The following is a 622-nucleotide window of genomic DNA, read 5'->3' as shown; positions in this document are numbered from 1 at the left end:
CCCTTAGCCGGGCGTTATGTTGCCCCGATAAATTTGACAATCTAGAGTTCGAAAATGATAAGAAAATACAACTCAAGTGACGTAGATTTCGTCCTGGAAATCTGGCTTGAAGCATCTGTTAAAGCTCATGATTTTGTCTCGGCTGACTTTTGGGAATCTCAAGTTGAAAGTATGCGTAATGTTTATATTCCATCTTCAGAAGTTTTCGTATACGAAGTCGAGTCGAAAATAGTCGGCTTTTATGCGCTGTATGAAAATAACTTGGCAGCTATATTCGTTTTTCCTACATTTCAGGGGCAAGGTGTCGGTAAGCAATTGTTAAGCCATGCTAAAGCTCAAAGAGCGATATTGAGCCTTTCCGTATACAAGGAAAATCAGGCTAGTTATCAGTTCTATCTGTCTCAAGGCTTTACTGTCATCAGTGAGCAACGTGACGAACACACGGGACACCCAGAGTACACAATGAGTTCGGGCACATAACAAAGCGTTTAAGACGGATTCCCAACGCTTGGCATTTTCAGTTTGCTTTGAATTTAGTGATTACGGCACAATAGTTTAGGTAGGGTGGTTGGCGTTGCTCACCACTTAACGCGGCGTTATGTTTCTTTGTTTGCCTCAATGA

At 42.0% G+C, this 622-nt stretch carries 1 protein-coding gene; it reads left to right on the top strand.

Annotation, left to right across the window (positions count from 1 at the left end; translation table 11 throughout):
• Positions 1-54 precede the first annotated feature (54 nt).
• Positions 55-480, top strand: coding sequence for an N-acetyltransferase (locus DD616_RS16965; protein WP_208871961.1), 426 nt, complete (start codon positions 55-57; stop codon positions 478-480).
• Positions 481-622 lie beyond the last annotated feature (142 nt).

Source organism: Vibrio anguillarum, from assembly GCF_003390515.1.
Taxonomy (GTDB): Bacteria; Pseudomonadota; Gammaproteobacteria; order Enterobacterales; family Vibrionaceae; genus Vibrio; species Vibrio anguillarum.
This window is presented reverse-complemented; position numbering and strand designations above follow the sequence as displayed.